Origin of the sequence: Candidatus Fokinia solitaria, assembly GCF_003072485.1 — a bacterium.
Classification (GTDB): domain Bacteria; phylum Pseudomonadota; class Alphaproteobacteria; order Rickettsiales; family Midichloriaceae; genus Fokinia; species Fokinia solitaria.
This window is the reverse complement of the sequence record NZ_CP025989.1, coordinates 626,098-642,359: the sequence shown is the minus strand read 5'-3', so window position 1 is coordinate 642,359 and position 16,262 is coordinate 626,098. Positions and strand designations below refer to the sequence as shown.

Sequence of the window (16,262 nt, the reverse complement as noted above, 5' to 3'; positions counted from 1 at the left end):
AATATCATAAAAAAATAGTAAAGTAAATTAGAAAGAGCGTTATTTTTTTACGCCAAATGTTATGATAATCTCTCCAAAATGCGCATTTTAGCGGATCTTGCTCTCCTGTTTATCTTAATTTCTTTGTAAGTAGCTTTAATTACACTGCCGCGATTTAATACAGCAAAAGATTTATGAGTGATACTATCACGGTATTGTTGTACAGAATGCATTATTTCATCTTCTACTTCTTTTTGACTGCCAATTGCATTTAGTAAAAAAATATTTTGATTCAGATTACTGATTATTCTTTCTTCTAGAGAAAGATTTTGATCTCGAACGATGCTTCTAAAGATTGCTTTTACCACTATATCCTCCAGTCCATGAAAAGTAATTACTATGAAGCGTCCATTGACAGCAATATGTGAAGCTGCTGCAAGTATTACATGCATCAACTGATACAACTCTTGATTGATATGTATTCGGAGTGCTTGAAAAGTTAAAGTTGCTGGATCGATTTTGCAGTACTTTCCTTTATAACCGTAAACTTCGTGTACAATATTTTTTAAATCATGTGTTGTAGAGAGTTTTCTTCTGTACCGAAATATAGCTTGTGCAAGTGCCTTTGCTCGTGGTTCTTCGCCATAAATGCGTAGTATTTTTTCTAGTTCATCTATTGATAGAGTGTTTAATGCAGTGCTAGCGTTTTCATCATTTAATCCCATTGTCATAAGTAATGGTCCATTATTTTGAATCGAAAATCCGCGTTTATAGTTATCGATTTGCATAGATGAAAATCCTAGATCTACCATCATGCCATTAATACAAAGATTGGTATCGTTAAGTATTTTATTTAAATCGCTAAATCTTACATTAGAAAATTTCATTTCATGTTTAACGTCTTCATGTAATTTTTCGAAGTATTCGATTGAATTCTCATCTCTGTCAGAGCATAAAAATAATGCTTTTTTGTTATGATGTGACAATTCTTTGATCAAAGCTGCTGTATGTCCTCCTGCGCCAAAGGTTGCGTCGCAGAGTACACACTCTTCTTCCGTATTACTAATGCTACCGTTGGTACGTATCATATAAGTTAGCACTTCTTCAAGTAGTACTGGCGTATGCGTATAACAGTGCATGTTCTTCTAGATACCGTATGTAAAGTTTTATTGTATTATGCCATGCTTTAGTACTATCATTCTAGTTGTAATTTGCGATAAAAAATGCTGATCGTGAGAAGCAAGTATCATACATATACCTATGGTATCTCGTACTTGTTTTAGTACGGTTACAACGTCAGCAGTGCTATCCATATCCAATCCTGAGGTAGGTTCGTCGCACAGCAAAATATTAGGATCAAGCATTAAACTACGTGCAAGCGCGACTCTCTGTTTTTGTCCTCCTGAGAGAGTCTGTGGCAAGCTATCTGCTTTTTCCGCGATACCAAGCGCTTTTAGTAATGTATTAGCTTTTGTAATACAGCTTTCTTCAGTTTTTCCGTTTACTATTGGCGCATATGTAAGATTCTCCAGTACTGTTTTATGAGGAAACAGCTGAAAATCCTGAAAAACAAATCCGCTTGTGCCATTTTTATCAATTGTGCCGCTATCCCATTTCTCTAATCCTTGAATGCATCGTAATAGAGTTGATTTTCCACTGCCAGATGGTCCAGATAATCCTAAAATTTCATCAGCGTGTACCTCTAGATTGATATCTGTGAGTACTTTTATGCCGTTGAATATTTTAGAAAGGTCAGTAATTTTCACAGGTATGGTGTTATATTTTTCCTTCATTGCATAAAGTAAAATGTTTTCTCTGTTTATAAGGAGAAAAGACGTGAAATACTATAGCGAACATTTCGCAAGAACTCACATACATATGATTTATAGCTATAATTTGCTGAATTGGTATGGGGTAGAACTGTAATATGATATTTCATAATAAAGTACTGCTTTAACGTAAGTATTTACACTACTAGTAAAATGTGCCATCTTATGACGGTATTTTTCTTCTCTATTAAAATAGTATCGTGCAGTATAAAAGGATCATGTTAAAGCTATCCGGAGAAGCACTGAGAGGACAAGAAGATGCAAGTACTATTTGGGATTTTGCATCTATTTTGAGAATTTGCCAAGATTTGCAGAGAATATATGCCGAAGGTATTGGTATTTGTATCGTTGTAGGAGGTGGTAATATATGTAGAGGAACAACTCTTTCTAAAATAGGTATAGAGAGGGTAAGAAGTGATCAGATGGGAATGCTTGCTACTGTGATGAATTCGATAGCGATACAGTCTGTTTTTGATTCGTTAAATGTTGAGAGTAGATTGCAATCTGCATTATCAATTTCGCAGTGTGCGGAGCAGTATGTAATTAAAAGAGGATTACGACATCTTGAAAAAAAGAGAGTATTAATTTTTTCAGGAGGTACAGGAAATCCATTCTTTACTACGGACACAGGTGCAGTGTTAAGAGCTTTGGAAATGAAATGTGATGTGATGATAAAGGGTACAGGTGTAGATGGAATATACTGTTCTGATCCTCGGAAAAATCCTAATGCAGTGTTGTATAAAGAGTTAAATTATGATCAAGCTATTGAAGAAAAATTAGGTATTGCAGATTCTACTGCTATGACTATGGCTAGAGATGGAGGATTACCTCTATTAGTATGTAATATTCACAAACCTAAGATATTAAGTGAAATTGTATTTGGCCTATCAAAAGAGTATTCTGTTGTGAAGTGCGCTTAGTGCGCAGGTGAAGATATCTATATGCGGACAGTAGGTAGTGCAACGTGATATTTGGAAATTGTAAAATTTTCAAAAAACCTTTGCGAGGAGAAAGGGATTATACTTATATCATCAAAGTCTTTAGTACTGACATAACAAAAACGAATTGCACTCAAGCAATTGTTTCTACGAACAAAGACAAACCACTAACCGTGCTTTAGAGTGCTAAGAGAATGTGGAAATGAGAGAAGCGAGTGCAGCAAAAGATGTTCAGAAATATCAAGAACGGAGAAGAATATCTGAGGCAGACAGAAACAGGACCTTAGAAGAAGTTTGACACTAAGATATAAATGACTTGAAAAAAGCACCGAAGTAGAACGCCATAAAGCAAATTCTACTTCGATCAACCGTACTAACTTTTTAAACTAGTACTGATCTGCAAATTAGTCAGAAGACTGTGCAGAGGTAGCAGGTGCAGCAGTGTTGCTCTCATTAGTAGTAGAAGATGCTTGTTCGCTATCAGAAGGTGCAGTTTCTGATGCAGAAGACTGATGTTCTGTAGAGTCGTGTCCTTCTGTGCTGTGAGATTGTTCGGTAGAGGACTCGGTAGAGGATTCGGATTGCGCTGTTTTTTCTTCTTTCTTATTTTCAGAGCATCCAATCAGTGCAAACGGCACAAGAGCTGAAACTAAAAACAACAGGGAAATTTTATTTGAAAGAAATTTTTTCATAACTATTGTACACAATGTATATTGTTGAACATTTCATAACTGAAATATCAATACCACTTTGAATACGTGTGATCAATATATGTTTAAAGATTTTTATATCCCTCTTCGAATATTCTCATCTTACTCAATTGGTGAAAGCAATATAAGAATAGAAGATGTAGTGAAATTTTGTAAAACACATAAGATACCGGCGTTCTGTATTACAGATAGAAATGATTTATTTGGAATGCTTGAATGCTCATTGTTAGCGAAGAAAAATGGTATTCAGTATATTCCTGGACTAACATTGAAAGTGCGTCTTGATGAAGTGGTATCTGATGCCGCAGAAATAGAAATTGTTCTCATCGCTACTAATGAAAGAGGAGTAAAAAATCTCACGATTCTATCAAGTCTCTTATATATGAGAGTAGAAAAGGCGAATGATGAAACTGAATTTGCTTTAATGGCGATAGAAGATAAAGTGCCATGTAATTTATGTTTACGTCAAATTAGTGAATACTGTGAGGGTTTAATAGTACTTTGGGGGACAGCTGATAAAGATTTTTTATGCCGTTTAAACAGCACAAATGAAGAGTTGCAAGCAACAATCGGTAATATCATTACTCAATTAAAAGCTTCATTAAGTAGTGCAGAACTTTATATAGAGATTTCAAGAGTTGAAGATAACATATTTTATACAGCGGAAAGCGCTTTTATTGCGTTTTGTTCTCTGAATCACATACCGATAGTTGCAAGTTGTATTGCAACTCATATGAGTGTATCTGATGCGGAGGCATGTGATGTGATGATGTGCATAAGTAATGGTACTTATATTGCTACAAAAGATAGAAAAGCAGTGCAAAAAGGTGAATTTCTCAGAACATATGATGAATTTCAGAGTCTTTTTGCAGACTTACCGAAAGCAGTAGAAAATACAATAGCACTTGCGCGAAAGTGCTCGTTTATGCCGCAGTCATCTTCTCCAAGATTGCCTACTTTTGCTTCGCGTGCGCAAGAAGATCTGATACTGCGTCAGAGAACTTTAAAAGGCTTAGAGGAAAAAGTCGAAAAAATGACGGAAGAGACAAAGATGTTATACTTTGAAAGGTTGCAGCGTGAATTGGATGTAATATGCAGTATGGGATTTTCGGGGTATTTTCTTGTGGTATCAGACTTTATTCGTTGGAGTAGAGATAATGATATTGCGGTAGGTCCTGGACGTGGTTCAGCGGTAGGCTCAATCGTCGCTTGGGTTTTGAATATTACAGCATTAGATCCTATAAAATTTAATCTTCTTTTTGAAAGATTTCTTAATCCAGCTCGTATAAGTATGCCGGATATTGATGTAGATTTTTGTCAATTAGGACGTGATCGAGTAATAGAATACGTAAAAAAAAAGTACGGCTCTGATAGAGTTGCGCATATTATCACGTTTGGTAAGTTACAGCCAAGAGCTGTACTGCGAGATGTAGGGCGTGTTTTGCAGATACCTTATCGTGTTGTGGACAGAATATGTAAAATGATACCTAACAATCCTGCGCACCCTATAGATCTCGCTACTGCTGTAGCAATAGATAAAAGTCTACAAGAGATGAGTAAAACTGATGATGACGTAAGAAGATTAATAGAGATTGGATTAAAACTTGAGGGATTGCATAGACATATATCGATGCATAGTGCAGGCGTTGTGATATCTGATACTACTCTACTCGGTGATGTACCGTTATGTAAAACGCAGGATTCTGATTTGATACTAGTGCAATATAGTATGAAATATACAGAATTAGCTGGTTTGGTAAAGTTCGACTTTTTAGGCTTGAAAACGCTAACAGTGATTGCGCAAACATGCAATATCATAAAGCAGCACAGAGGTATTCAAATAGATATCAGTAATTTACCTCTTACAGATGTAAAGACATTTGAAATGCTGACAAAAGGTCTGACAGTAGGTGTGTTTCAGTTTGAAGGCGTTGGTATGAAAGAAGCGATAAAGGGACTGAAGCCAGATAGTATAGATGATTTGATTGCTTTGAGTTCATTATATAGACCAGGGCCGATGTCAAATATTCCATCGTATAATAGAAGAAAGCATGGATTAGAAGCAGTGGAGTATATACATCCTAGGATTGCTGACGTGTTGAAGGATACGTACGGTATCATAATATATCAGGAGCAGGTAATAGAAATAGCACGAGTGATCGCAAACTATTCTCTAGGAGAAGCAGATTTGCTGAGAAGAGCGATGGGAAAAAAGGATAAAAATGAAATGGCGAAACATCAAAGTACTTTTATAGAAAATGCTGTTAAAAATGGTATCGAAGAAAAAAGTGCAATAGAAATTTTCGATACTGTCAATAAGTTCGCGAGTTACGGCTTTAATAAATCTCATGCTGCTGCGTATTCTATCATCTCTTATCAAACTGCTTATCTTAAAGCGCATTATCCAATCGAGTTTCTGTGTATACTGATGAATCTCGATATCATGCAAACCAATAAGTTAGCTATTTATTGTAATGAAGCAAGATTGTTGCAAATTCAAATCAAACCTCCTTCCATTAATTTTTCTTATTCGGAATTTATGATAGAAGGTAATGAAATAAGGTATGGATTAGAAGCGATAAAAGGTGTTAGCAGTCAGTTGGTAAAAGAAATATGTGCAGAGAGGGAAAAAAATGGCACCTTTAAATCGATATTAGATTTTATATATAGAATCAAAAATAAAGAACTGAATAAGAGAAATATGGAGCAAATGATCAAAGCATGCGCATTTGCTGAATTATATCCGAATATTAAAGAACTATTGGAGAATGTGGAAAATCTCATAAAGGAGAGTGAGTATCACTCAGAAATGGCAATTGCTAACTTGAAGCAGAATAGTCTATTTAAAAAAAGCTTACCAAAGAAAAATTCAATTGATGAGCTAGAAAATTTTATCAAAACATCTTCTCTTAACGATAATGAACGTGCAATGTTCGAATATCAAGCGCTTGGATTTTATTTACTACACAATCCGCTTCAGATATGGAGATTGGATTTGCAACGATCTTTTGTAAGTCAGATATCGGAAATAGAAGAACTAGTATTTAAGATAGAAAATGAAGAGCAAAAAGATATCACAAAAAAAGTCGCAGGTATCATTACATCGTTGAAAGTACGTTCGTCTAGCAGTGGCAAAGGAGGGAAGTTCGCATTTATGCAGTTATGTGACGAAACTGGCTTTCTTGATGTATCGATTTTTAATGAAGCAATTTTAATAGCGCAGAAAGATCTGTTAGCCGAAGGGCAGATTATTGTTTGTAATGTGGAAATAAGAAAAGATAATTTTGGAGTAAGGATTACAGTAGAATCTGTAGAAAGAATAGATGCTTATGATAAAGTGAAGGACTATATTTTTCCTATCACTGATTTTCAAAGCATGAAAAGGTTATCATCTTTTTTAGATAGTAACCGAAAACACGATGGCGCATATGTAAGAATTGCTACGCATGATAACGAAAATAACGTCATCATAGTATGGAAATCGAAGTCAAAGTATGATCTGAATAATGAGAACTTAGAAGAGTTAAAAAATGAAGAGATAGTATATATTAGGTATGATGATGAAGCAAAACTATGTCAATATTTCTTTAAAAAGAATTAATTCTACAAAATAGATATATTCATCTTTTTGTGAAAGTATGGCGATATAGAGATTTCAGCTAAAATATTTAGATGTCTGAGTCGTATGATGAGTAGCAGTGTATTGCTATGAGATGCAAATACACGCTTACCTTCATATTCTTGAGAAGTATACAAGATATGGAAGAGCAAGGTTACACTGTTAATTTGTCAGTAATAAAATGATCACAAGAAACAGTGAAGATTATGAAATTTTTAGTAATGAATATAGAGTATCGATTAGCGTATCAATTACTAGATCTCATCGTGGATGCTGTTGTGATCGGATATATTCTCGATATCTGCTGCGAATCCACATTGTACCGGGATTTCATCTTGATTAGCGTCACCTTCCTGCTGAAGCACTCGTTGCTGAGGCACTTGTTCTTGCCGATATGACAATTCTCGTTGACACTCAGCTAATGTTTGTTGATATCTAAATAACTCTTGCTGACATTCGGGCAGTTGTTGTTGATATTGAGATACCATCTGTTGACATTCGAATGATTCACGTTGATATTCAGATACATCTTGCAGATGTGAAAGTAGCTCTTGCTGATATCCAGATAATGTTTGCTGATTTTCAGAAATCTCCCGCTGATAAGAAGGCTCTAACTGTTGAAGCATTGTCAACTGCTGCTGAGGTTCTACAGGAAGCAATTGTGTATCACTTTGGTGCACTTGCTGTTGCAGCATCTGAGTCATACTTTGCTTGCTACGAAACTCATGTATCGCCTCTAACATCTCTTCTGAAGGTCGTTGTTCTTCATCAGTGAAATTGCATATAGCTCTAAAGAAGACGTACATTGCAACAGCATACTGACGTACTGCAGATTCATCCTCATGAGAAGATACAGTATCTTGTATCTGATGTAATAGAGCAGTGTATTCATTAAAAAAAGCTAACTCTTCGCTATCATCTAGATCGTAAGAAGCACGAATATGGTCTATGTAATTAGGTAATTCCTGTAACATATAAGGTTGATAGAGAGTAGGAGATATCATGTTACAAGCACTTTTAAAGTGCGCACTGATAACGTGTGGATGATGAAATTCTGTTCTATGACACATAAAGGACATATAGGGCTTCACTATTCTAAGGTAAACATCGGAATATATAGCAAGTGTCTGTTGCAATGTTTGCTCTTGTAGCATCTGCATGTGTGAGTGAAAGTCTTGCGCCTGCTGCTGTAAGTTGCTTACTTGTTGCTGGTAGTAACTTATTTGTCTTTCAGTGAATTCTACTTGCTGTTGGTGGTGACTTATTTGCTTTTCAGTAAATTCTACTTGCTGTTGGTAGTAACTTATTTGCTGTTGCAAAAAAACTACTTGCTCTTGATAATAGTGTACTCGGCTTTGAGAAAAAGCTATATCGTCCTCAGAAAAAGATGCTAACTGTGAGACAATTTCTTGAGATTGAAGAGTCTTTCGCCATGGCTCTGCTACTTTTAGCTCAGTCATTTCATGTTGTTGAGTGTTCTGCGACGATTCCTTCATTTATGCGATATATAGTTGATATACTATAACAATATCTCACGAAAACACCTCTTGCAATATGCGACTTCGAACGTAAGCTGTAGAAAAGGTGCTTGTATATCAATTACTAGATCTCATCATGGATGCTGTTGTGATCGGATATATTCTCGATATCTGCTGCGAATCCACATTGTACCGGAATTTCGTCTTGATTAGCGTCACCTTCCTGTTGTTGAAGCGCTTGTTGCTGAAGTATTATCTCCTGTTCTTGCTGATATTCGGATAGTCGTTGTTGAAATTGAGATACTCTCTCCCGACGTTCGGACAATTCTTGTTGATATTCGGATAACCGCTGCTGATATTCAGATAGCTGCTGCTGATCCTCAGATAACTTTTGCTGTTTGCTAGAAACTTCCTGCTGATAAGAAGGCTCTAACTGTTGAAGCATTATCAACTGCTGCTGAGGTTCTATAGGAAGTAATTGTACATCATTTTGCTGTATTTGCTGTTGTAGTATCTGAGTCATATTTTGCTCACTGCGAAATCCACGTATCGTCTCCAACATCTCTTCTGGAAGTCGTTGTTCTTCATCAGTGAAATCGCATGCAGCTCTAAAGAAGACATACATTGCAACGGCATACTGACGTACTGCAGATTCATCTTCATAAGAAGATACGGTATCTTGTATCTGATGTAATAGAACAGTGTATTCATTAAAAAGAACTAACTCTTCGTTATCGTCTAGATCGTAAGAGGCACGAATACGGTCTACATAATCAGGTAATTCCTGTAACATATAAGGTTGATAAAGAGCAGGAGATATCACATTACAGGCACTTTCAAAGTACGAGTTGATAGCATATGCATTCTGATACTCTGCATCGCGTATAAAGAACATATAGAACTGCACTACTCTAAGGTAAACATCAGAATATGTAGTAAGCTGCTGTTGTAATGTTTGCTCTTGCAGCATCTGCATGTGCGAATGAAGATCTTGCATTTGTTGCTCTGCACTATCTATTTGTAGCTTATAATCTTTTACTACTCGCTGTTGAAGGCTAATCTGCTCCTGATAAAATTGTATCTGCTGTTGACAAAATTCTACCTGTTTTTGCTGAAAAATTGCTTGTTGTTGGCAGAATTTTATTTCCTTGTGGTACTTGCTTATCAAGTCCTGATTTTGTGATGACTGCTGCATCTGCATCTAAAAGTAACATGATTTATGATTACTATGTCCTATAAAAGCAGATTTTGCAATGCGTTTATTGGTGTTGTACGTACGATGCTTGCTGAGATTGCGCTTTGTTTATTCAATGGAAGAAAAATGTGTTATTCATTCGTCACAACATCTATCATGCATGCGTCTCCATAACTCAGCATTCTGTATTTACCATCAATAGCATGTTTATACATGTTGAAGATTTGTTCTTTTCCTGCTGCAGCGCACACCAGCACAAGAGGAGTACTCTTACTCATATGAAAATTGGTTATGATGGAGTTTACTGTTTTGAACTTATATCCAGGGGAAATGAAAATATCTGTTGTACCGATACTTGCAGTTGATATATTGCGCAATGCGATGTGCTCTAGAACTCTTATACTTGTTGTTCCAACTGCTACGATTCTTGAGTGATTTTCCTTTGCATTTCGTAGTATATCGATTGTCTCTTGAGTGACTTCGAATGTTTCTTCGTGCATTTTATGCTCGTTTAGTAGCGATGTATTAATCGGTAAGAAAGTGCCTAATCCTACGTGTAATGTGATATAGCATATTTTTACTCCTATTTTGGATATTTCTGCAAGTAGTGTGTCAGTGAAGTGTAAGCCTGCGGTAGGCGCAGCGATGGAGCCGTCGTATTTTGCATATACTGTTTGGTAGTTATCTTTATCTGTTTCTTGTTTTTCGATTATATTATGTGCGGAACGAGCTTTGAGTATGTATGGCGGCAGAGGAACGTTGCCGTATTCTCTCATGATGTCATGGAAGCTTTTACTACTATGTACTTTGAGAGTGACTATATTTTGTTGAATATCTTCTACGGAGAGTTCAAGAGTAGTATTTTTATTACTTATGCATTGCAGTATTGTATTTGGTCGACAATGTTTTCTCGGTGTTACAAGTGCGTTGCAATATAATATATCGTGATCGTGATAATGTTTTAGTATGTCGATTCTTACTCGTGTGTTGCTATCCTTAGTACTGCACTTAAGCATGCTAGGAATTACCTTTGTATCATTCAGTACCAATACATCATTTTTTTTGAGTAATTTTACTACATCTTTAAAAGATAAATCTTGCAATACTCCTGTTTTATTCATGTATAGTAGCTTCGAGCTATCCCTTGGTGTCACAGGGTATCGAGCTATGAGTTCTTGCGGTAAATGGAAGTAAAATTCTTCAGTTGCAATATTCATGAAATAACATGTACTCGTATCTATGCATGTTTATGACGCGCAACATGCAACTGTCATTTTTTACTATATCTAGTTAAAAACTTCAAAAGCATGCTGAATAAAATTACACCTCCTCCAACGCATAACGAGTAGACACTCAAAGATTGTCCTTTTGTGATAAATCTGTTCATAAACTCTACATGTCCATCTAGAGGAGCGCGTAAAAATTCGCACAGATATCGAAATATCGAGTAGAATACCAATGTTATGCCCGAGATCATGCCATGAAATGACAAAATTTTTGTATTTTTTGCGAGATTAGTTGTGATGAATAAGAGGACGATGCCTTCTAGAATTGCTTCATATATCTGACTTGGATGTCTAGGGAAACTGTCAACTTTTGCAAAGATAATACCTATAGGTAATTCTGTTACCGTACCGTATAACTCTCCGTTGATGAAGTTACTGATGCGTCCTAGCAGCAATCCGATTGGGCAGAATATCGCAATTGCATCTGATATACTGAAGGTTAATAGTAAGCTTGCTAAAAGTGATTTGCTACAACAGATATCTGAGATGAATTTATTATTTCTATGTCTTAGTATTACCTTGTAGTAGCGGTACTTTGAATTTGATAAGACATAAAGAGAGAAAAGTAATATCCCGATAAATCCGCCTATTAATCCTCCATGTAGCGATAGTCCACCATTTCTTGTGTTAAAGATGTGTAAGATGTCTTTTTGAAACCAGTGAGGCGCATAGAAAACAGTATAACCAAGTCTACTACCGAGTATTACGGAGAGTACGAGAAATATTAGTAATCTATCGCCGTATTTACCGTTTAGTATTGATATAGAGTGTTTATTGTTGAACGATGTTTGTTCTGCTTCAATTACTTCAAGATTGAGAAAATATCCCATCATCAAGGAGCATATTAAGAAACTGAAGCCGTAAAAAATACCGTACCAATATATATCAAAACCTAGTACGTGAAACGCTATCGGATCTAAATTATTGATCATGCATTGATATTTAAATTATATAATTTTATAATTAAATTTGAAATCACTTATAATAAAGTTCTATTTAATATTTTTTGTCAATCACCATGTCCTTTCACAAAATGTTATCTCGCTCTTTTTGGTACTCAATGGGGCAGAAGTCCATGTCATGTATAGAAGATACTGCGAGAAAATTGTTGTCATACATAGACAAAAAGCAGTTCAGTAAAAGAAGAACTTCTTTGAAAAGCAGAGCATCTAGTATTAAGAAAGTAAAACAATCTCAGAGACATTAAAGTAACTAAAGAGATTCACTGATAAAAGCAATAATTCATTATATTCTACGGTTACACGTATGATATTGCACGTGTATTTTGAAGATGGATATTTAAAATGAACTATTTACCTTTGCCTTGTGCTTTGATCTTTTCGAATTATGCTATTTGCAATCGTATTACCGTTGTTGATGCTATTACTGCTATGTTCCTCCTCATCATCATGTGTTTTGATACGTACTCGTAGTTTGAGATTTATATATCTATCTAAGCCTCCGTCGTTGATGATTAGTTCTTTTATTAAATGTTGAACACATGTGTCTTGTTGTACTTTTCTGATATTTCTTTTCATCACTTCTCTTATCCTCTTTAGAATTGAAAACTGTACTTTGAGATGAAACTGACGGAGGAGTGCATTAATTAATTTTTTCTTTATATCATGTAATTTCTGTTCTGAGAATTTTGCGTGACCTTGCGTGAGCAGTATCATGCTGAAATAATCACTAATTAACTTCATACAGTCTGACAGTGTATTACATGATGCAAGATCATGTTCTGTTATTTCAAATATTTCCGTTATAACTTGTATAATCTCAGTGTCCTCATGAATACCGTAATTTCCAAGTGTTTCGTTCGAGATGAGAGCATCCATAATGTTTACAATGTCCATAATTACCTCTACATCTTTCTCTTTCATGGAAATATCGAGTACGACATGCTGATTTTACAATATCATTCATAATGCGCTTATACAATAATATGACATGCAACAATGTAGAAAATTTGAAGCTAATGATAGAGCATGCTTCTCAAGTATTATCGCAGGAATGGAATGAGAATCCAAAATTGGATGCAATGATCTTATTGGCGTATGCAATAGGGATGTATGATTATACTGAAATGTTTATGTGCAAGTTTGATAAGATGAACTTGCCAGATGATTACGTTACTCAATTTGAATCTTACATCAATAGGAGAAAACTTGGAGAGCCGATAGCTTATATCCTCAATAGAAAATCGTTTTGGAAAAATGATTTTTATGTCAACTATGATGTGCTAATACCTAGACCAGAAACGGAATTTTTAGTGGAATATGTAGCGAAAAATGCAATCTTAATGCAGGAAAGAGGTATTATTTGCGATAGGTGCGATATATTAGAACTTGGTGTAGGTAGCGGTTGTGTATTGATATCGATATTAAATGAGTTACGTACCGTCGCGTTGCAAAAAGCAAGAGTTGTTTCACATGGAGTAGGAATTGATATAAGTGATGTAGCGTTAAGAGTGGCAAAACGTAATGCGGAAAATATTTTATCTTCTATGCAAGATATTACTTTTTTACGCGGTAATTGGTTTGACGCGAAAATGTTGCATCGTAAATTTGATTTTGTTATTTCCAATCCTCCTTATATCCCTTTTTCTGAATGGCATGTATTATCAAAAGAGGTGAAGGATTTTGAACCGCGCATTAGTCTTACAGATATGCAGGACGGCTTAGATGCTTATAGAGTAATATCTGCTAATGCAAAGCAGTTTCTCAAAGATAAAGGGCTAGTTGTTGTAGAAGTAGGTTATGATAAAGCAAATGCTGTGATATCGATTTTTCAAAATGCAGGCTTTAAGGTGAAAGACATTGTTATGGATCTATGCAATATAGAAAGAGTCGTTTCATTTACAAGCGTTGATAATTGACAATCTCGCTATATCGGTGTACTCTGAACTCGAAAGCAAAAGCTCCTTATAGTCGTGTAATATGTCAAGAAAAGTTTCAAAGCGAGTTACTGCCGCGAGTAAGATATTTGATGGAAAGTCATTTTCATTCAAGGAGGCAGTATCAGCGTTTTTAAGTGAATACAAGGATAAATTCTGTGCGAAGATTAATGAAACCGTGGAATGCAGCATACTACTCGGAGTTGATCCGAAGCATTCTGATCAAATGGTGCGTGGTGCGGTGATTCTCCCAAAAGGACTCGGTAAGCAGTTGAAAGTCATGGCGATCTTAAGCGATGAACGTAAGGCGGAAGCAATGGAAGCCGGTGCAACGATAGCAGGAGGGCAGTCTCTTATAGATGATATTACTGCTGATAAAGTCGATCTTGGTTCATTCGATGTGTGCGTAGGCGAGGAGAAAATGATGATGACAATAGCAAAAGTTGCGAAAAAATTAGGCTCGAGAGGCTTAATGCCAAATCTGAAATTAGGTACTGTTGTGCAAGATGTACCAAAACGTGTCAGAGAAGTGAAAGATGGAATGATTGAGTTTAAAGTTGAAAAAGGATCTTTGATCCATGCGCCAATAGGAAAGCTAAATTTTTCAGTTGAAGCTTTATCCGAGAATATGAAAGCATTATATGATGCTTTAATCGCAGCTAAGCCTGCGGCAAGTAAAGGTATATATATAAGAAAATGCCATATTTCCGTGACTTATGGCCCTTCTGCGCTTGTAGATGTGAAGTCATTAGCGGAGTTAGCTACAATCTAAAATAGAGAAAAATTCTGCAACTTATTGTTTTGCAGTTTTGCGCATTTCGTATGATTTAAAAGATGAACTCTGCACTACCTAAAGTTGCCATCGTAGGCAGATCAAATGTCGGCAAATCTACACTTTTTAATGCTTTATGTCGTAGAAAGCTTGCTATTGTTCATGATACGCTATTCGTAACACGTGACATCAGAAAGTATAAGGTAGTTTTAGATGCTTTGCAGTTCGTGCTACTAGATGCGCCAGGATACTATGTATCAGAAGCAGAAAATGAGAGGAGAGAATTGGATAAAACAATTATTGCTAAATGTTTAAAAGCGATAGATGAGGCAGATATTGTGTTATTTATGATAGATGGTACGAGTAGTACTAATGTCGTTGATGCGGAGATTGCAACGCTATTATATCGTATGAAAAAGCATGTCATAGTCGTTGTAAATAAGTCTGATATCGGCGGTATTCATAATGTAGATTTTTCTTATATACCGTACTTCGATATTGTTATTCCGATTTCAAGCTTGCATCGACACGGATTTGCGACGTTATCGCGCGTGCTGAGTGATGTAATGCAACGATGCGGTTTATCATGTGATGAAGTGGTATCGAGTGATGTAGCTCAAGTCCAAGATGCTGATGATATTCATTTATCTCGTCGATGCAAAATTGCTATCGTAGGTAGGCCAAATGTCGGCAAATCTACACTTTTCAATAATATATTGAAAACACAGCGCTCCATAACATCAGCTGTATCGCATACCACAAGAGATACCGTATCTGATGAGATGTCGGTGACGGTTAATGGAATCGACATATTGATGGAATTGAATGATACTGCAGGGATGAGAAGAAAGGCAAATATTGAGGAAAGCATAGAAAAAGCTTCTGTATTTCAAAGTATTGCGACGGTAAGAGAAGTAGATATTGTTGTAGTAGTTATAGAATCAGAGAAGTTATTTGAAGTTCAAGATCTGAGAATTATACAGCTTTGTGCAAAAGAAAAAAAAGGCTTGATTATAGTGGTAAATAAAATGGATTTGGTAAGTGACGCGAAAAGACTGCAAGAAGAAGTTCATTTCATAATGCGAGAAAAAGTGAATGTATTGGTTTTGCCTGTAGTACTATTTACTTCAGCTTTATATTCTAAAGGGATCAGAAAAGAGTTATTTGATTATGTATTAGCAGTTGCTGATGTGAGAAAGAGAAAATTTGCTACTAGTTTCCTTAATCGAAAATTGATGCCATTTTTATCTTGTATTACCTGGAGAATTGAAGGTAACAGAACTGGAAGAATAAAGTGTATTGCATATGAGAAAGATATCACATTCAAAGTTTTTGTTAATAAAAAACCTCCGTTGTATAAGGTGCAGGAGATAAGAAATGTAGTAGCTTCAAAACTTGAACTTACTGGCAATCCTGTGAGTATAGTACTCTCTGTAAATGAAAATCCGTATACAACTCACTTAAGGAAATATTAAGATATTATACAATATATCGTCTTGTTCTTTGATAAAAGTTTTTATTATATAAAATATAACTACGCTTTATTATAAAATTATTGCA

The 16,262-nt window shown here is 35.6% G+C and carries 14 protein-coding genes; 6 read left to right on the top strand and 8 right to left on the bottom strand.

Annotated elements, in window-relative coordinates; all coding sequences use genetic code 11:
• Positions 1 to 59: 59 nt before the first annotated feature.
• Both rsmH and Fsol_RS02880 read right to left on the bottom strand, forming a co-directional pair.
• A complete protein-coding gene (gene rsmH / locus Fsol_RS02885) occupies positions 60 to 1,118 on the bottom strand; it encodes a 16S rRNA (cytosine(1402)-N(4))-methyltransferase RsmH (RefSeq protein ID WP_108673389.1) in 1,059 nt (352 codons plus the stop codon).
• Positions 1,119 to 1,145: 27 nt separating this feature from the next.
• Positions 1,146 to 1,772 (bottom strand): amino acid ABC transporter ATP-binding protein, encoded by a 627-nt coding sequence (locus tag Fsol_RS02880; RefSeq protein WP_108673388.1) that lies wholly within the window; start codon positions 1,770 to 1,772, stop codon positions 1,146 to 1,148.
• A 254-nt stretch (positions 1,773 to 2,026) separates the two neighbouring features.
• Here Fsol_RS02880 and pyrH point away from each other — a divergent pair, with 254 nt between their 5' ends.
• Positions 2,027 to 2,728, top strand: coding sequence for a UMP kinase (gene pyrH / locus Fsol_RS02875; protein WP_108673387.1), 702 nt, complete (start codon positions 2,027 to 2,029; stop codon positions 2,726 to 2,728).
• Between the two features lie 422 nt (positions 2,729 to 3,150).
• On the opposite strand, the gene Fsol_RS02870 is transcribed toward pyrH, so the two are convergent.
• Positions 3,151 to 3,438: a hypothetical protein gene (locus Fsol_RS02870; RefSeq protein WP_108673386.1), complete on the bottom strand. Its 288-nt coding sequence runs from the start codon at positions 3,436 to 3,438 to the stop codon at positions 3,151 to 3,153.
• Positions 3,439 to 3,517: 79 nt separating this feature from the next.
• Here Fsol_RS02870 and dnaE point away from each other — a divergent pair, with 79 nt between their 5' ends.
• Positions 3,518 to 7,057 carry a DNA polymerase III subunit alpha gene (gene dnaE / locus Fsol_RS02865; RefSeq protein WP_108673385.1) on the top strand — a complete coding sequence of 1,180 codons (3,540 nt, stop codon included), beginning with the start codon at positions 3,518 to 3,520 and terminating at the stop codon, positions 7,055 to 7,057.
• Between the two features lie 272 nt (positions 7,058 to 7,329).
• Here dnaE and Fsol_RS02860 read toward each other — a convergent pair whose 3' ends face one another.
• The 4 genes from Fsol_RS02860 to lgt all read right to left on the bottom strand — a co-directional run bounded on the left by Fsol_RS02860 (position 7,330) and on the right by lgt (position 11,966).
• On the bottom strand, positions 7,330 to 8,571 hold the full coding sequence (locus tag Fsol_RS02860) for a hypothetical protein (RefSeq protein ID WP_158521634.1): 1,242 nt from the start codon (positions 8,569 to 8,571) through the stop codon (positions 7,330 to 7,332).
• Positions 8,572 to 8,677: 106 nt separating this feature from the next.
• Complete coding sequence (locus tag Fsol_RS02850; protein ID WP_145958127.1) at positions 8,678 to 9,748, bottom strand: hypothetical protein; 1,071 nt, start codon at positions 9,746 to 9,748, stop codon at positions 8,678 to 8,680.
• Between the two features lie 131 nt (positions 9,749 to 9,879).
• Positions 9,880 to 10,965: a tRNA preQ1(34) S-adenosylmethionine ribosyltransferase-isomerase QueA gene (gene queA, locus Fsol_RS02845; protein ID WP_108673381.1), complete on the bottom strand. Its 1,086-nt coding sequence runs from the start codon at positions 10,963 to 10,965 to the stop codon at positions 9,880 to 9,882.
• 53 nt (positions 10,966 to 11,018) lie between these two features.
• Positions 11,019 to 11,966 carry a prolipoprotein diacylglyceryl transferase gene (gene lgt, locus Fsol_RS02840; protein ID WP_108673380.1) on the bottom strand — a complete coding sequence of 316 codons (948 nt, stop codon included), beginning with the start codon at positions 11,964 to 11,966 and terminating at the stop codon, positions 11,019 to 11,021.
• An 86-nt stretch (positions 11,967 to 12,052) separates the two neighbouring features.
• On the opposite strand from lgt, the gene Fsol_RS03790 reads away from it, so the two are divergent.
• On the top strand, positions 12,053 to 12,241 hold the full coding sequence (locus tag Fsol_RS03790; RefSeq protein WP_158521633.1) for a hypothetical protein: 189 nt from the start codon (positions 12,053 to 12,055) through the stop codon (positions 12,239 to 12,241).
• A 106-nt stretch (positions 12,242 to 12,347) separates the two neighbouring features.
• Here the strand turns inward: Fsol_RS03790 and Fsol_RS02835 are convergent, their stop codons facing one another.
• On the bottom strand, positions 12,348 to 12,917 hold the full coding sequence (locus tag Fsol_RS02835) for a hypothetical protein (RefSeq protein ID WP_108673379.1): 570 nt from the start codon (positions 12,915 to 12,917) through the stop codon (positions 12,348 to 12,350).
• Between the two features lie 62 nt (positions 12,918 to 12,979).
• Between Fsol_RS02835 and prmC the strand changes: the two genes are divergently transcribed.
• The 3 genes from prmC (at position 12,980) to der (ending at position 16,177) form a co-directional block, all read left to right on the top strand.
• Entirely contained in the window at positions 12,980 to 13,912 is a 933-nt protein-coding gene (gene prmC / locus Fsol_RS02830) for a peptide chain release factor N(5)-glutamine methyltransferase (RefSeq protein ID WP_158521632.1), read from the top strand.
• A 61-nt stretch (positions 13,913 to 13,973) separates the two neighbouring features.
• The gene (rplA, locus tag Fsol_RS02825; RefSeq protein ID WP_108673377.1) at positions 13,974 to 14,702 is read left to right on the top strand and encodes a 50S ribosomal protein L1; all 729 of its coding nucleotides are present in this window, start codon (positions 13,974 to 13,976) and stop codon (positions 14,700 to 14,702) included.
• 62 nt (positions 14,703 to 14,764) lie between these two features.
• Positions 14,765 to 16,177 (top strand): ribosome biogenesis GTPase Der, encoded by a 1,413-nt coding sequence (gene der / locus Fsol_RS02820; protein WP_108673376.1) that lies wholly within the window; start codon positions 14,765 to 14,767, stop codon positions 16,175 to 16,177.
• Positions 16,178 to 16,262: the final 85 nt, after the last annotated feature.